The organism is Pseudonocardia humida, from assembly GCF_023898865.1.
GTDB lineage: Bacteria > Actinomycetota > Actinomycetes > Mycobacteriales > Pseudonocardiaceae > Pseudonocardia > Pseudonocardia humida.
In genome coordinates this window covers 20,047-34,484 of record NZ_JAGSOV010000070.1, presented here as the reverse complement: position 1 = coordinate 34,484, position 14,438 = coordinate 20,047, and the positions used below count along the sequence as shown (strand labels likewise).

The window sequence follows — 14,438 nt, the reverse complement described above, 5'->3', positions numbered from 1 at the left end:
TCCCGGGCGGGCGCCTCCCGCCCCTCGCCACCGCTACGAACGGCCCGAGCCCGGATCGACACCCGCCCGCAGACTTCTTCCGACCAGTTTCCCGGTGCGCCGGCCGCGGCGCACTCGAACGTCACAATCCCACCGTCGGACCGACCGTCGGCGCCCCGCTCATCTGCCACGGCACTCCGGCCCCGCGGCGACCCGCGCGGGACCCGGGTGGTGTGGTCTCCCGGGCCCGCCCGACCGTGGGGCGGGCGAGCCCGAGCAGCAGCCGGATGGTGGCGGACGTGCCGGCGCCGTTCGGGCCGAGGAACTCGAACACCTGCCCGGCTGCCACCGACAGGTCGAGCCCGTCGAGTGCCAGCAGCCGTCCGTAGCGCTTGGTCGGGTTCGCCCGCACGCGGTGCACCCGGGGCTCCGGATACCATGCGGCCTCCTCTCGGGTGGGAGAGATCGTGGCCGTCGACGTGTTGACCGGGATCGTCATCGACCGTCCGGTCGAGGTCGTTGCGGGGTACTCAGGCGACCCCTCGAACGCGCCGCATTGGTACGTCAACATCGATTCCGTGGAGTGGGTGTCCGATCCGCCGGTGCGGCTCGGGTCCCGGGTGGCGTTCGTCGCGCGGTTCCTCGGCCGGCGGCTGGCCTACACGTACGAGGTGGTCGAGCAGGTCCCGAACCGTCGGTTGGTGATGCGCACCGCGCAGGGGCCCTTCCCGATGGAGACCACGTACACCTGGGAGCCGGTCGGGGCCGGCGCCACCAGGATGACGCTGCGCAACCGGGGGGAGCCGAGTGGATTCGCCGCGGTCACCGCGCCGGTCATGGCCGCGTCGATGCGGCGGGCCACCCGCAAGGATCTCGAGCGGCTGCGCTCGGTGCTCGAAGCGCGCTGATCCGCGCATCGCTGCGGCGGCGTTGGTGTGGCGCGATCAGCAGCTGCTGGCCCCGAGCGGTGCGGGTGAGCCGGCGTTGCTCGCGGGGTGAGGGTCGGTGGCCCGCCCGAGCTGGTTCAGGGCGGGCACCGACATGATCGGTCAGCCGAACGCGAGGACCAGGATCACGAACGCGGGCAGCGGGTGAGGTGCGGCCAGCCCGCCCAGACGCCGTGGTGGTGCCTGCACGGCGGTGGCGCTCGTCGGGCCGAGGTGCGGGGCGTGGTGGTCCATCGTCTTCGCCTTCCGGGAGAGGTCGCAGCTCGGCTGCGGCCGGTGTCGTTCGTGTGGGTTCTGCTGGTGTCGCTCAGGGCGACGCGCTGGCCACGCGGTCCTGGTCGGCGGGGCGCGGGCTGCGCAGGGTGCCCGCGGCGAGCACGGCCCCGAGCGCGGCCACGACGGCGGCTCCGACGAACGCCGCGGAGTAGCCCCCGGTCAGCGCGGCGGGGTCGGTCAGCCGGCCGGCCCCGTTGGCCGTGGCCAGCGCGGTGATCGCGGCCAGGCCGAGCGCGGAACCGACCTGGTAGCTGGTGTTGACGATCCCGGAGGCGAGCCCGCCTTCCTCGGGGCGGGCCGCCGAGAGCGCGGTGCCCAGGGTCGGGATGAACGCCATCGACATGCCGAGCGCGGCCACGATGGAGGCGGGCAGGACGTCGACCCAGAACGAGCCCTCGGGTCGGACGAACGCCAGCCACGCCATCCCGACGGCGAGCAGGGTGAGACCGGTGACCGTCATGGTCTTCGGCCCGAAGCGGGCGATGAGCCGGGGCGCCAGGACGACCATGCCGAGCATGATCACGATCGTCATCGGCAGCAGCGCCGCGCCGCTGGGGAACGCGGTGTAGCCCAGCACCTGCTGCAGGTAGAGGTTCAGGAAGAACCACATCGGGATCCAGGCCGCGCCGAGCAGCAGCTGGGCGAGGTTGGCCGCGGCCAGGTTCGGCGCTCGGAAGATGCCCAGGCGCATCAGCGGCTCGCGGCGCTTGGCCTGCACCAGGACGAACACGCCCAGCAGCACGGCCGCGGCGGCGAGCGCGGCGATCGTGGTCCCGGCGAGCCAGCCCGCGTCGGGTGCGCGGACGATGCCGTAGACCGCGAGGGCCAGGCCGCTGGTGACGGTCAGCGCACCGACCACGTCGATCGATCCCCGGCGCCGGGCTCCGGCCGGCATGACCACGGGCGTCGCGATCAGGATGGCCAGGGCGATCGGCACGTTGAGGTAGAAGACCCAGGGCCAGCTCAGGTACTCGGTGATCAGGCCGCCGAGGAAGACCCCGGCGGTTCCACCGGCGGGGGCGGCGGCCCCGTAGAGGGCCAGCGCCTTGGTCAGTTCGCGGGGCTCGTGGCCGAACAGCATCATCAGCAGGGTCAGGGCGGCCGGCGCGATGAGCGCGGCACCCGCTCCCTGGATCGCCCGGCCGGCCAGTTCGACGCCGGCGTTGCCGGCGGCGCCGGCGAGCACGGAACCGCCGAGCAGCACGACCCAACCGGCGGTGAACAGGCGGCGGGCCCCGAACAGGTCCGACAGGCGTCCGCCGAGCAGCAGCAGCCCGCCGAAGGCCACGACGTAGGCGTTGAACACCCATGACAGGCCTTGCGGGGTGAAGCCGAGGTCGGTCTGCATCCGGGGCAGGGCGACCCCGATGATCGAGGTGTCCATGATGACCATGAACTGGGCGGCGGCGATGAGCAGCAGCCCGACGCCCCGTCGGGTCCGCGGCGGGGAAGCAGTGGCGGTCATTGCGGGTCTCCCGTTCGAGGTTGGGGAACTTGTCGCGGCGAGCATCGGCGCGCGCGCTGTCCGGTCCCTGTCCATGGGGTCGCGGCGCTGTCCGAGCCGGACAGGATCTGGACAGCGCCGGTCCGCACGCTGCGAGCACGGCCCACGAACGGAGGGACCTGTGCAGACGCTGCAGGTCGCGGTGCCGGCGATGACCTGCCGGCACTGCGTGCGCACGGTCAGCACCCGGCTGCGTGACATCGGCGGGGTGCGGACCGTCGCCGCCGACGCCGCGACCACCACGGTGGTGCTCGTCGGGACGATGGAGCTGGCGGAGGTGCTGTCGACGCTGGCCGAGTGCGGCTTCCCCGGTCGACCGATCGCCTGAGCCGAGGCAGCTCCGTCAGGCGCGCGAACGCGCCGTCGAATCGTCTCGCTCGTGCGGCGGGGACGGCCGGTGGAACCGCTCGCGGACCGCTGCGGCCCTGGCCCGCAACCGATCCGCCTCTTGCGCATCGCCGCTGCGAGCGGCGAGCCGGGCGAGGCCTTCCAGCCCACTGGCCCTCAGCTCGGGTTCGCCGTCGTCCTCGCCGATGCGCAGGACTTCCGCGTAGCGGCCGGCGGCGTCGTCGAGCAGATCATCGTGCTCGTCGCAACGAGCCAGACCGGCCAGCGCGAAACCGACGTGCACCGGGGTGGCGAGGTGCTCGAAGCCTCCGACGGCTTCGGTGAAGCGGACCCGGGCCTGCGCCCAGTCCCCACTGATGCGGGCCAGCAGGCCGTGCCCGTAGGTCGCGAGCACCTCACCCGCGCCGTCGCCGACCTCCGCCGACGCCGCCCGCGCCCGGTCGAAGTGCGCCCGGGCAGCTGCCGGGTCGCCCAGGTGCAGGTGGGTGACGCCCAGGTCGGCCAGCGCCCACTGCACGGTGTTGTGCAGGCCCGCGGATGCCGCGACTGCCGCGGCTTCTGCGAGGACCGGGACCGCCTCGGCGTAGCGGCCGAACTGCCGCAGTCCCCAGCCCAGGTGGTACAGGACAGCGGACAGCCCCCACGGGTCGTCGAGCGCGCGGAAGGCCGCGACGGCGGCGCGCCCGGTCGCCAGCGCCTGCTCCTCCTGCCCGGCCTTGAGATGGGTCTCGAGCCGGACGAACGCGACGACGGCGCCTCCCCAGGTGTCACCGTCGCCGGTGAACTGCTCCTCGGCCTCGCGGAGGAGCTGCGCCGACTGCTGGACGTCGACGCCGCGGACGCCCTCCACGGCGAGCAGGACCCGCGACAGCGCGGCACGTCCGTCGTCGCCGAGGGCGGTGAACAGCTCCAGGCTCTCCCGCGCAGTCTGTGCGCAGACCGGCGCGGGGTGGACCAGGCAGGCCCGCGGCCGCTCGACCAGCGACACGGCCTGCAGCATCCGGGCGCGGGCAGCGGGGTCGGCGCAGTCGAGTGCGGCGAGCCGGCGCAGCACCTGTCGGCCCTCGACGTGCCGACCGAGGTGCCAGAACCAGCCCAGCGCCCCGGCGAGGTGCAGGGCGTCGGTCGCGCGCTCGGGGTGTGCGGTGAGCCAGGCCATGGCGGCGCGAAGGTTCGCCTGCTCCTCCCGCAGCCGGACCAGCGCCGCCCGCTGGCCGCGGCCGCGCAGATCGGGCTCGGCGGCGTCGGTCACAGCGCGGAAGTGAGCAGCGTGCTGGTCGGCGGTCGCGTCCCGCTCGCCGGCCTCGTCGAGGCGTTCGGCCGCGTACTGGCGCAGTGTCTCCAGCATCCGGTAGCGGGTGGGGTGGCCGGGCTCGGCGACGACCATCGACTGGTCGATCAGCCGGCCCAGGACGTCGAGCACGGTGCGCCTGTCGAGGCCAGGGCCGCTCGCCACGGCCTCCGCCGCGTCAAGCGTCCAGCCACCGTGGAAGACGGCCAGCCGTCGGAACAGCGCCTGCTCGGCGTCGCTGAGCAACTCGTGGCTCCAGTCCACCAGGGCGCGCAGGGTTCGATGGCGGGCCTCGGCGGTTCGCGGACCGCTGCTCAGCAGCGCGAACCGGTCCGTCAAGCGGTCGGCCAGCTCGACCGGGGACAGCATGGTCACCCGCACCGCGGCGAGTTCCACCGCGAGCGGCATCCCGTCGAGCGCCGCCGTCAGCCGCGCCACAGCCACGAGATCGGCCTCATCGAGGGACAAGCCGGGACGCACGTCGGCAGCTCGCTCGGCGAACAACCGCGCCGCCGGGTAGTCGAGGACCCGCTGTGGGGATGTGCCCTGCGGTGGCACGGCCAGCGGCGACACCGACACCTGCACCTCGCCCGGCACGGCGAGGGCCTCCCGGCTGGTGCTGAGCACGGTCACGTCGGGACATCCGGCGCGCACGGCGTCGGCGAGGCGCGCTGCCGCGTCGACGACGTGCTCGCAGTTGTCGAGCACCAGCAGCAGCCGACGCCGGGCCAGGTAGGAGACGACGCGGTCGTCAGCGCGGCGACCGGCCGCGGCTCCGTCGAGCGGGACCCCGAGGGCGTCGGCGGTCGCGAGCGCCACTTCAGCCGGGGTGCGGACGGTGGCGAGCCGGACCACCCAGGCGCCATCCGGGTAGTCGGTGGCTCGCTGGTGGGCCAGGGCCATCGCCAAGGCCGTCTTCCCCGCGCCACCGGGACCGACCAGGGTCAGCAGCCGCGTCGACCCGAGCATCGTCGCGAGCGAGGACAGCTCCTCGTCGCGCCCGATGAGGGGCCGGACCGGTGGGGGGACGTTGCCGGATGCGACGGAGATGGCGCCGCCCCGTGGCCGATCGGCGGCCGCTCGCTGGGTGGCCGCCAGGGTTCTGTCCTGGCGCAGGATGCGCTGGTGGAGAGCACGCAGTTCGGGGGAGGGGTCGAGGCCGAGTTCGGCGGCGAGCACGCCGCGGATGCGTGCGTACGTCTCGAGGGCCTCGGCCTGTCGTCCGACGCGGTACAGCGCCGTCATGAGCAGGCCCGCGAGCTGCTCCTGCGTCGGTTCGTCCGCGACGAGCGGGCCGAGATCGGCCACGACTTCGGCGTCTCGCCCCGCTGCCAGCGCGAGCTCGGCCCGCTCAGCCAGGGCATCGAGCCGCATCCGAGTCAGCCGCGCTGCGTGGCCAGTGGCCCATGCTTCGGCCGCCAAGTCGGCCAGCGGTTCACCGTGCCACAGGCGCAGCGCGCCGTCGTAGGCGGCCAAGGTCGATGCGGTCGGGCCGTCCGTGCGCGCCGCCCTGCGCGCTCGTCGCACCTCGTCGGTGAACCGCTCCACGTCGATCGTCATCGGATCCACGTCGGCGCGGTACCCGGCACCGACCTTGACCAGGATGTCGAGCCCGGCAGCCGACAGAGCTCGTCGCAGCTTCGACACGCGCAGCTGCAACGCGTTCATGGGATTCGCCGGTAGGGACGTCGAGGTCCACAACAGGTCCACCAGAGTCGTGGCCGCTACGGTCTGACCGGGCGAGAGCAGCAGGACCGCGAGCAGGGCGCGTTCTGCGGCTCCCGGGAGCGTGATCGGGGCGCCATCCACCCTGACGTCCATCGAGCCGAGCAACCGGAACTCGGTCTGCTGCACCGTCCTCCGTCCACCTGTCCCGGACCGACCAGGCATGCCGGCCACCGCGCCTGTGCCGGCTGAGACTTCCCGACCTGGAATGCCGCTGCAAGTGACACCAGAGGCCCGACGCTCGACGCTCGGCGCGACCGGGCAGCGGCGAGTCCCCGGCTGCAGCACGCCAGCGCCTCTGGTCTGGCCACGACGTACGACCTCCGGGAAGCGCCTCGCCGAGAAGGTCGTCCTCACCGCGATCGTGCGGGGAACATGAGGCCGTCTGCCGGCCATCTCAGCCGGCGCGGCCCACGAACCGCCGCGGACCGGTCGCCGCGGGAGGGAACCCCGGGCAGTACGCGCTACAGCTCGAACCGATATCCCATGCCGGGTTCGGTGATGAGGTGGCGAGGGCGGCTCGGCACGGGTTCGAGCTTGCGCCGCAGCTGGGCGAGGTAGACGCGCAGGTAGTTGGTCTCGTTGCGGTAGGCCGGTCCCCAGACCTCGCGGAGCAGCCGGCGCTGGCCGACCAGCTTGCCGTGGTTGCGGGCCAGGGTCTCGATGATGTTCCACTCGGTCGGGGTGAGGTGCACCTCGATCCCGTCGCGGACCACTCGCTTGGCGGCGAAGTCGATGGTGAAGTCGCCGGCGTCGATGATCGGCTCGTCGGCGTCGGCGCCGGCTGTGGAGCGGCGGACCGCGGCCCTCAGCCGGGCCAGGAGTTCGTTCATGCCGAACGGCTTGGTGACGTAGTCGTCGGCGCCCGTGTCGAGGGCCTGCACCTTGTCGATGGAGTCGGTGCGGGCGGACAGCACGATGATCGGCACGGTGCTCCAGCTGCGGACGCCCTTGATGACATCGTTGCCGTCCAGGTCGGGCAGGCCAAGGTCGAGCACGATGGCGTCGGGCCGGTGGTCGACGGCGGCGCGCAGCCCCGCGACACCGTCGTCGGCGGTGTGCACGCGGTAGCCGTGCGCAGTGAGGTTGATCCGCAGTGCGCGCAGGATCTGGGGGTCGTCGTCGACGACCAGCACCGCAGTCGCCGGCGTGGTCTTCGTCGCTGCGGGCTTCATCACCGCAGCAGGTGGTGCCGGGCCGCGACCGGCCCGGCCGGCAGCGCGACGACGATCGTGAGCCCGCCGCCGGGGGTGTCCTCGGCGACGAGGTCCCCGCCCATGGCCCGGGTGAACCCGCGGGCGACGCTCAGCCCGAGGCCGACGCCGCTGACGGGGTGGCGGTCCGCCCGCGCCGGGACCCCGATGCGCTGGAAGGGGGCGAACAGGCGCTCGGCCCCGTCGCGGGGTATCCCGGGGCCGTTGTCGACGACCCGTAGTTCGACGCGGTCGGCGTGGGTGCTCGCGCGCAGCGCGACCGGGGCGCCGGCGCCGTGGCGCAACGCGTTGTCGACCACGTTGGCGATCACCCGTTCGAGCAGCCCCGGGTCGGCGATGACGTCGGGGATCGGGTCGTCGAGGTCGATCGTGACGCGGTCGGAACCGTCGATGCCGAGCAGAGCGCGAGCGGCGACGTCGGCGTAGCCGACCGGCTGCAGCTGCGTGTCGACGGTGTCGTTGGCCAGGCGGGATGAGTCGAGCAGGTTGTCGACGACGGCGGTCAGCCGGTCGGCCGACTCCTCGACGGTGGCGGCGAGCTCGGTGCGGTCGGCGTCGGACAGCGAGAGGTCGGGATCGCGCAAGCTGGCCGCGGCGGCCTTGATCGAGGTCAGAGGGGTGCGCAGGTCGTGGCCGACGGCGGAGAGCAGCGCCGTGTGCAGTGTCGCGGTCTCGACGCGTCGGCGGGCTTCGGCGGCCTCGGCGGCGGTGCGTTGGCTGCGCAGCGCCAGCAGGGCCTGGCCGGCGACGGTCTCCAGCAGCCTGCGGTCGGCGGCCGCGAGCGAGCGCCCGGTTCCCAGCAGGTGCAGCCCGGCGTCGACAGCGACGTCGACATCGGCGTTCCCGGGGCGGATGCAGGTCGCGGCTCCGGCACAGGAGATCAGCTGCCAGTGGCCCTCGACCTGCTCGATCAGGGCCGCGCTGGTGAGGCCGAAGGCCTCGCGGACCCGCTCGAGCAGTCGCGGCAGCGGGTCGCTGCGGGTGAGCACGATGCGGGAGAAGGAGGTGAGCAGCGCGGCCTCCGCGCGAGCCCGGGCGGCCTGCTCGGCGCGCCGGGCCGCCCGGTCCACGACCAGGGCGACGAGGATCGCCACGAGGACCATGACGACCAGCGTGATCACGTTCTCCCGCTTGGCGATGGTGAACGTGTAGTAGGGCGGGGTGAGGAAGAAGTTGAGCAGCAGCCCGCCGGCCATCGCGGCCAGCAGAGCCGGTCCGAGGCCGCCGACCAGCGCGACCACGACGATCGCCAGCAAGAACAACACGACGTCGGTGGACAGGTCGAGCAGCCCTCGACCGACGCTCCCGAGCGTCGTGGCGAGCACGGGCAGCAGCACCGCGAGGGCCCAGCCGTAGCCCACCCGCAGCGCGGACAGCGATCCCGGCCGGCCCGACCGGCTGGGCAGCCCCAGCCCGCGGCCTGCCTCGGCGTGGGTGACCAGGTGGACGTCGATCTTTCCCGAGTCCTGCACGAGTCGGGCCCCGATGCCCTCGTCGAACACCCGGGCCAGCCGCGATCGCCGCGAGGTGCCCAGGACGAGCTGGGTGGCATTGACGGCACGGGCGAAGTCCAACAGGGCGGCGGGGACGTCGTCGCCGATGACGGTGTGGAACGAGGCGCCGACGTCGTCGGCGAGGCGCCGCACGTTGGCCAGAGTCCCGGTCGGCGCCCCGGTCAGGCCGTCGCCGCGCAGCACGTGCACGCAGAGCAGGTCGGCCGATCCGGCGCGGCTGGCGATCCGCGAGGCCCGGCGCACGATCGTCTCGCTCTCCGGGCCGCCGGTCACCGCGACGACCACCCGCTCGCGGGTCTCCCACGGCTCGGTGATGTGCTTGTCGGCGCGGTAGCGCTGCAGAGCGACGTCGACCTCGTCGGCCAGCCACAGCAGCGCGAGTTCTCGCAGGGCGATCAGGTTGCCGGTCTGGAAGTAGTTGGCCAGCGAGGCGTCGATCTTCTCCGGGCGGTAGATGTTGCCGTGGGCCATCCGCCGGCGCAGGGCCTCGGGGGTGATGTCGACCAGTTCGACCTGCTCGGCGTTGCGGATCACCTCGTCGGGGACGGTCTCGCGCTGCCGGACACCTGTGATCCGCTCGACGACGTCGTTGAGGGACTCCAGGTGCTGGATGTTGACCGTGGACAACACGTCGATACCGGCGTCGAGCAGCTCCTCGATGTCCTGCCAGCGCTTGAGGTTGCGCGCTCCGGGGGCGTTGGTGTGGGCGAGCTCGTCGACCAGGACGACCTCCGGCCGCCGGACCAGCACGGCGTCGACGTCCAGCTCGTCGAAATCGGTGCCGCGATGGCGGACCTGCCGGCGGGGGAGGGTCTCCAGGCCGTCGAGCATCGCCGTCGTCTTGGGTCGGCCGTGTGTCTCGACCAGACCCACCACGACATCGGTGCCCCGCTCCAGGCGGCGGTGCCCTTCGCACAGCATCGCGTAGGTCTTGCCGACCCCTGGTGCAGCGCCGAGGTGGATGCGCAGCTCACCGCGCTTGGTCATGGCTCCATCCTGCTCGTCCCGGACCACCGTCGCGATCATCCGAGCCGGCCAATACGCCGTCTTGACGGCCGACCCGACCGGGATGAGCCGCAACCGGGGCCACAGGTGCCGTCAGGTTCTCGCGAAGATCCGCCGCGCGGATGTAAGGAGCGGGCCGAGACGTCCCGCTCGGGGCCGGGCGGTGCATGCCGGGACGGTCGCGGACCGATCCGGTGTTCTCGTGGACGACGATGATCGGCGGCCCGGTCGCCACGTCAGCTCGCCTGCGCCGCGACCGTCAGGTTGAGTTCGGTGACGTTGACCGTCGGGTCACCGAGGAAGCCCAGCATCCGGCCGGACGAGGCGTGCACGACGAGGCTGCGCACCTGAGCCTCGGGCAGCCCGGTCACCCGCGCCACCCTCGCCACCTGCAGTTCGGCGTAGGCGGGGCTGATGTGGGGGTCGAGCCCCGAGGCGGACGCGGTGACCGCGTCGGGCGGCACGAGGGCGGGGTCGACGCCCTCGCGCTCGGCGATCAGCGCGCGGCGGCGCTGGATCGTGTCGAGCAGGTCCGTGGAGTCGCCCGCCTTGTTGGAGCCACCGGAGGTCGAGGTGTCGGCCGGGCCGAGGAGGCCCTGGGCGGAGGCCGACGGGCGGGTGTGGAAGTACGGGTCGGCGTCCGGGGCGGCGGGCACCGGGTCGACACCTATCAGCGAGGACCCCGCGGGGGTGCCGTCGGCGGCGGTCACGATCGAGCCCTCCGCCTTGCCGGCGAGCCACGGGACGTGCGCAACCGCCCACGTCAGGAGCGGGTAGGCGATGCCGCAGAGCAGTGTGAGCAGCAGCAGGACGCGCAGGCCGGTGGCGGCCTGGCGCCGCAGGGTGGTGAGCATCAGATCCCCGGGATCAGTCGGACGAGCAGGTCGATGAGGAAGATGCCGACGAACGGCGTCACGACGCCGCCCAGGCCGTAGACCAGCAGGTTGCGGCGCAGCAGCTTCGCGGCGCTGGTCGGGCGGTAGCGGACGCCGCGCAGCGCCAGCGGGATCAGCGCCACGATGATCAGGGCGTTGAAGATGACCGCGGACAGGATCGCCGACTGCGGCGTGGCGAGCCGCATGATGTTGAGCGTGCCGAGCGCCGGGTAGAGGGCCGCGAACATGGCCGGCAGGATGGCGAAGTACTTGGCCAGGTCGTTGGCGATGCTGAAGGTGGTCAGCGCGCCCCGGGTGATCAGCAGCTGCTTGCCGATCTCGACGACCTCGATGAGCTTGGTCGGGTCGGAGTCGAGGTCGACCATGTTGGCGGCCTCCTTGGCCGCGGCCGTCCCGGTGTTCATGGCCACGCCGACGTCGGCCTGGGCCAGCGCGGGGGCGTCGTTGGTGCCGTCGCCCGTCATCGCGACGAGGCGCCCGCCCTCCTGCTCCTCGCGGATCAGCGCCATCTTGTCCTCGGGCGTGGCCTCGGCGAGGTAGTCGTCGACGCCGGCCTCGCCCGCGATGGCCCGGGCGGTCAGCGGGTTGTCACCGGTGATCATCACTGTCCGGATGCCCATGGCGCGCATGGCCGCGAACCGCTCGGCCATGCCGGGCTTGACCACGTCGGAGAGCCGGATCACGCCGAGCACACGGGCGCCGTTCCCGTCGCGCTGCGCGACGACCAGCGGGGTCCCGCCCTGCCGACCGATGCCGTCGGTCAGGTCGCCGACCTCGGCGTCGTCGACGGTGCCGCCCTGCTCGGCGACCCAGGCCACGACCGAGGCGGCCGCCCCCTTGCGGACCTGCCGCCCGTCGTGCTGATCGGGGATGTCGATGCCCGACATCCGGGTCTGCGCGGTGAACGGGACGAACTCGGCCACGGCCTCCCGGGCGTCGGCCCCGCCGGGCAGGCCGTGCTCGGCGGCGCAGAGCGCGACGATGCTGCGACCCTCCGGGGTCTGGTCGGCCAGGCTGGACAGCCGGGCCGCCGCGGCCAGCTCGGCGACCGGCACCCCGGCGACCGGCATGAGCTCGGTGGCCCGCCGGTTGCCGTGGGTGATGGTGCCGGTCTTGTCCAGCAGCAGGGTGTCGACGTCCCCGGCGGCCTCGACCGCGCGCCCGGAGGTGGCCAGCACGTTGCGCTGCACCAGCCTGTCCATGCCGGCGATGCCGATCGCGGAGAGCAGGGCGCCGATCGTGGTGGGGATCAGGCAGACAAGCAGCGCGGTCAGCACGACCAGGGACTGCTGGGCGCCGGCGTAGCCGGCCATCGGCTGCAGCGCCACCACGGCGAGCAGGAAGATGACCGTCAGCGCGGACAGCAGGATTGTCAGCGCGATCTCGTTCGGCGTCTTCTGCCGCGACGCACCCTCGACCAGCGCGATCATTCGGTCCACGAAGGACTCGCCCGGCTCGGTGGTGATCTGCACGACGATCCGGTCCGACAGCACGGTGGTGCCGCCGGTGACCGAGGACCGGTCGCCGCCGGACTCCCGGATCACCGGGGCGGACTCGCCGGTGATCGCCGACTCGTCGACGGTGGCGATGCCCTCGACGACGTCGCCGTCGCCGGGGATGACCTCCCCGGCCTCCACGACCACCCGGTCGCCGATGCGCAGTTCGGTACCGGGCACCGGCTCCTCGGCGCCGGCTGCGGTGAGCCGGCGGGCGACGGCCTCGGTCCTGGTCCGGCGCAGCGACTCGGCCTGGGCCTTGCCGCGGCCCTCGGCCACGGCCTCGGCCAGGTTGGCGAACAGCACGGTGGACCACAGCCACACCGCGATCCACCAGGCGAACACGCTCGGCTGCACGACCGCGAGCACGGTGACCAGCGCCGAGCCGACCCAGACCACGACCATGACCGGGTTGCGCAGCTGGGTGCGCGGGTCGAGCTTGCGCAGGGCGACGGGCAGCGAGCGCCAGAGCTGACCGGGGGAGAACGCCCCCGCGCCCACGGTCCGGCCGGTGCGCCGCGCGTGCCGGTCCCGCCGTTCGGAGGTCGGACGTTCCTCGGTGGTCGTCATGCCAGAGCCTCCGCGAGGGGACCCAGCGCCAGGGCCGGGAGGAAGGTCAGCGCGGCCACCAGCAGCACGGTGCCGCCGACCAGCACCCCGAACAGCGGGCCGTCGGTGGGCAGGGTGCCGGCGCCGGGTTCGACGCGCTTCTGCGCGGCGAGCGAGCCGGCCAGCGCGAGCACGGCCAGGATGGGGACCAGCCGGCCGAACAGCATCGCGACGCCGAGGGTCACCTGGAAGAAGTCGCTGGTCACGGTGATGCCGGCGAAGGCGCTGCCGTTGTTGTTGGCCGCCGAGGCGTAGGCGTAGAGCACCTCGGAGAACCCGTGCGCGCCGTCGTTGTTCAGCGCCTCGGGTGTGCTGGGCAGGGCGATGGCCAGGCCGGCCCCGAGGAGCACCAGCGCCGGCATCACCAGGATCGACACCGAGGCGGCGCTCACCTGCACCCGGCCCAGCTTCTTGCCCAGGTACTCCGGGGTGCGCCCGACCATCAGCCCGGCCAGGAACACCGCGATGACCGCCAGCACCAGCAGCCCGTAGAGGCCGGTGCCCACTCCGCCCGGTGCGACCTCGCCGAGCAGCATGTTCAGCAGCGTGACGCCGCCGGCCGCCCCGGTGTAGCTGTCGTGCAGGGAGTTGACCGCGCCGGCGGAGGTTCCGGTGGTGGAGACGCCGAACAGGATCGAGCCCGGGATCCCGAACCGGACCTCCTTGCCCTCCATCGCGGCGCCGGCGGCCAGGGTGGCGGGACCGGTGGGGTGGGTCTCGGCGAGCCAGGCCACCGCGAGCAGCCCCGCCCACAGCGCACCCACCACCGCCAGGAGCACGCCGCCCTGCCGGGTGTCGCGGACCATCGTGCCGAACGTCCTGGTCAGGCAGACCGGGACGACGAGCAGCAGGAAGACCTCCAGGAGGTTGGACAGCGCGTTCGGGTTCTCGAACGGGTGCGCGGAGTTGGCGTTGAAGACACCGCCGCCGTTGGTGCCCAGCTCCTTGATCGCCTCCTGAGAGGCGGCCGGGGCCAGCGGCAGCGTGGTCGTCGAGCCGTCGACGCCGGTCACCTCGACCCCCGAGCGCAGCGACATCACCACCCCGGTGGCGACCAGCACGAGCGCGAAGACGAGCGAGATCGGTAGCAGGATCCGCACGACGCCGCGGGTCAGGTCGACCCAGACGTTGCCCAGCCGGTCGGTGCCCGACCGGACGAACCCGCGGACCAGGGCCACCGCCACGGCCATCCCGACCGCGGCCGACAGCACGTTCTGCACGGTCAGCCCGGCCATCTGCACCGTGTGGCCGAGGACGGTCTCCGGGACGTAGGACTGCCAGTTGGTGTTGGTCACGAACGACACGGCGGTGTTGAACGCCATCGCCGGGGGGACGGTGTCGCCGTCCACCCCGCGGCCGAACCCCAGCGGCAGCAGCGGCTGCACCCGCTGCAGCAGGTAGAGGAGCAGGACCGAGACGACGGAGAAGCCCAGCACACCGGCGGCGTAGGTGGTCCAGCGCTGGCCGGTGTCCGGGTCCACCCGCGCGAGGCGGTAGAGCACCTTCTCGATCCGCCAGTGCTTCTCGGTGCTGAAGACCCGCGCCATGTGGTCGCCGAACGGCCGGTACACCAGCGCCAGCAGCAGGACCAGCGCGGCGACCTGCAGCAGCCCGGCGAGCGTGTCAGGCACGAT

Annotated in this window: 11 protein-coding genes; 2 read left to right on the top strand and 9 right to left on the bottom strand. The window is 73.1% G+C overall.

Features of this window, described 5'->3' with window-relative positions; translation table 11 throughout:
• Positions 1 to 121 precede the first annotated feature (121 nt).
• Complete coding sequence (locus tag KDL28_RS41775; protein WP_308216091.1) at positions 122 to 391, bottom strand: ATP-binding cassette domain-containing protein; 270 nt, start codon at positions 389 to 391, stop codon at positions 122 to 124.
• A gap of 55 nt (positions 392 to 446) precedes the next feature.
• Here KDL28_RS41775 and KDL28_RS32335 point away from each other — a divergent pair, with 55 nt between their 5' ends.
• Positions 447 to 887, top strand: a complete 441-nt coding sequence (locus KDL28_RS32335; RefSeq protein ID WP_252444670.1) for an SRPBCC family protein — start codon at positions 447 to 449, stop codon at positions 885 to 887.
• A 141-nt stretch (positions 888 to 1,028) separates the two neighbouring features.
• On the opposite strand, the gene KDL28_RS40765 is transcribed toward KDL28_RS32335, so the two are convergent.
• Complete coding sequence (locus KDL28_RS40765; protein WP_256503156.1) at positions 1,029 to 1,160, bottom strand: hypothetical protein; 132 nt, start codon at positions 1,158 to 1,160, stop codon at positions 1,029 to 1,031.
• Positions 1,161 to 1,233: 73 nt separating this feature from the next.
• Entirely contained in the window at positions 1,234 to 2,667 is a 1,434-nt protein-coding gene (locus tag KDL28_RS32330; RefSeq protein ID WP_252444668.1) for an MFS transporter, read from the bottom strand.
• 160 nt (positions 2,668 to 2,827) lie between these two features.
• Between KDL28_RS32330 and KDL28_RS32325 the strand changes: the two genes are divergently transcribed.
• On the top strand, positions 2,828 to 3,034 hold the full coding sequence (locus KDL28_RS32325; protein ID WP_252444666.1) for a cation transporter: 207 nt from the start codon (positions 2,828 to 2,830) through the stop codon (positions 3,032 to 3,034).
• Between the two features lie 15 nt (positions 3,035 to 3,049).
• Here the strand turns inward: KDL28_RS32325 and KDL28_RS32320 are convergent, their stop codons facing one another.
• The 6 genes from KDL28_RS32320 to kdpA all read right to left on the bottom strand — a co-directional run bounded on the left by KDL28_RS32320 (position 3,050) and on the right by kdpA (position 14,435).
• Positions 3,050 to 6,199, bottom strand: coding sequence for an AfsR/SARP family transcriptional regulator (locus KDL28_RS32320; protein WP_252444664.1), 3,150 nt, complete (start codon positions 6,197 to 6,199; stop codon positions 3,050 to 3,052).
• A 335-nt stretch (positions 6,200 to 6,534) separates the two neighbouring features.
• Positions 6,535 to 7,245 carry a response regulator gene (locus tag KDL28_RS32315; RefSeq protein WP_252444662.1) on the bottom strand — a complete coding sequence of 237 codons (711 nt, stop codon included), beginning with the start codon at positions 7,243 to 7,245 and terminating at the stop codon, positions 6,535 to 6,537.
• On the bottom strand, positions 7,245 to 9,785 hold the full coding sequence (locus KDL28_RS32310; RefSeq protein ID WP_308216090.1) for a DUF4118 domain-containing protein: 2,541 nt from the start codon (positions 9,783 to 9,785) through the stop codon (positions 7,245 to 7,247). The genes KDL28_RS32315 and KDL28_RS32310 overlap by 1 nt, the downstream gene beginning before the upstream one ends.
• A 254-nt stretch (positions 9,786 to 10,039) precedes the next feature.
• Entirely contained in the window at positions 10,040 to 10,657 is a 618-nt protein-coding gene (locus KDL28_RS32305; protein WP_252444658.1) for a potassium-transporting ATPase subunit C, read from the bottom strand.
• Positions 10,657 to 12,765, bottom strand: coding sequence for a potassium-transporting ATPase subunit KdpB (gene kdpB, locus KDL28_RS32300; protein WP_252444656.1), 2,109 nt, complete (start codon positions 12,763 to 12,765; stop codon positions 10,657 to 10,659). Before kdpB ends, KDL28_RS32305 begins: the two co-directional genes overlap by 1 nt.
• Complete coding sequence (kdpA, locus tag KDL28_RS32295; protein WP_252444655.1) at positions 12,762 to 14,435, bottom strand: potassium-transporting ATPase subunit KdpA; 1,674 nt, start codon at positions 14,433 to 14,435, stop codon at positions 12,762 to 12,764. The genes kdpB and kdpA overlap by 4 nt, the downstream gene beginning before the upstream one ends.
• Positions 14,436 to 14,438: the final 3 nt, after the last annotated feature.

Excerpts from the sequence above, each read along its gene's own strand:
- KDL28_RS32315 (WP_252444662.1), bottom strand. The coding sequence starts at position 7,245 with ATGAAGCCCGCAGCGACGAAGACCACGCCGGCGACTGCGGTGCTGGTC.
- KDL28_RS40765 (WP_256503156.1), bottom strand. The coding sequence starts at position 1,160 with ATGGACCACCACGCCCCGCACCTCGGCCCGACGAGCGCCACCGCCGTG.
- KDL28_RS32310 (WP_308216090.1), bottom strand. The coding sequence starts at position 9,785 with ATGACCAAGCGCGGTGAGCTGCGCATCCACCTCGGCGCTGCACCAGGG.
- kdpB (WP_252444656.1), bottom strand. The coding sequence starts at position 12,765 with ATGACGACCACCGAGGAACGTCCGACCTCCGAACGGCGGGACCGGCAC.
- KDL28_RS32330 (WP_252444668.1), bottom strand. The coding sequence starts at position 2,667 with ATGACCGCCACTGCTTCCCCGCCGCGGACCCGACGGGGCGTCGGGCTG.
- KDL28_RS32305 (WP_252444658.1), bottom strand. The coding sequence starts at position 10,657 with ATGCTCACCACCCTGCGGCGCCAGGCCGCCACCGGCCTGCGCGTCCTG.